The sequence below is a fragment of the Streptomyces sp. NPDC088194 genome, from assembly GCF_040702025.1.
In the GTDB taxonomy this organism is placed as follows: domain Bacteria; phylum Actinomycetota; class Actinomycetes; order Streptomycetales; family Streptomycetaceae; genus Actinacidiphila.
The window spans coordinates 1-1,139 of record NZ_JBFBIV010000218.1; the positions used below are offsets into that span (position 1 = coordinate 1).

Here is a 1,139-nt window from a genome sequence, read left to right on the forward strand (position 1 = left end):
CTAGTGTTCTGAGTCGGGAATTCGCTTCAGATATCCGGCGAGGCGTTCGAGGATGTCCTCTGCGGTCTTGGTCCAGATGTAGGGCTTGGGATCGGTGTTCCAGGTGGCGATCCACTGGCGGATGTCGGTCTCCAGGGCCTGGACGGATTTGTGGACGCCTCGCCGTATCTGCTTGTTGGTCAGTTCGGCGAACCATCGCTCGACCAGGTTCAGCCAGGACGAGCCGGTCGGTGTGAAGTGCAGGTGGAACCGTGGGTGTGCCAGCAGCCAGGTCTTGATGGCCGGGGTCTTGTGGGTGGCGTAGTTGTCCAGGACCAGGTGCACCTGCAGGTCCGCCGGTATCTCCTTGTCGAGCTTGGCCAGGAACTTCTTGAACTCCTCGGCCCGGTGCCGGCGGTGCAGTGAGCCGATGACCTTGCCCGTGGCGACCTCCAGTGCGGCGAACAGGGTGGTCGTGCCGTGCCGGACGTAGTCGGCCGTCATCCGCTGCGGGACTCCGGGCATCATCGGCAGTACGGGCTGGGACCGGTCCAGTGCCTGGATCTGCGATTTCTCGTCCACGCAGAACACCAGAGCCCGCTCAGGCGGATCCAGATACAACCCGACCACGTCGTGGACCTTGTCGACGAAGTACGGATCGGTCGACAGCTTGAACGTCTCACTACGGTGCGGCTGCAGGCCGAACGCCCGCCACACCCGCGAGACCGTCGACTGCGACAGCCCCGTCTCCTTGGCCATCGACCGCGTCGACCAGTGGGTCGCGTCCTTCGGAGTACGTTCCAAAGTCCTGGCGATCAGGTCCGCCACCTGCTCATCGGTCACCGTGCGCGGGCCACCCGGCCTGGGCATGTCACCCAAGCCGGCGATCCGGTGCTGAACGAACCGCGCCCGCCACCGACCCACCGCATGCGGCGTCGAGCCCACCTCCGCCGCCACGTCTTTGTTCGACGCCCCACTCGAGCAGGCCAGGATGATCCGGCACCGCAAAGCCCACGCCTGCGGCGTCGAACGACGCCGCACCCACCCCTCCAGGGCAGCCCGCTCATCATCCGACAACACCAACTCGGCCTTCGGCCGACCCGTCCGCACCACAGACACAGCCTACCGTTATGAACAGAACTCCCGACTCAGAACACTAG

1 protein-coding gene is annotated in these 1,139 nt (G+C 65.1%); it reads right to left on the bottom strand.

Translation table 11 applies throughout. The features are described from left to right. Window positions 1-1,092, bottom strand: a complete 1,092-nt coding sequence (locus AB0399_RS40490) for an IS630 family transposase (RefSeq protein WP_329361896.1) — start codon at window positions 1,090-1,092, stop codon at window positions 1-3. Between the last annotated feature and the right edge of the window lie 47 nt (window positions 1,093-1,139).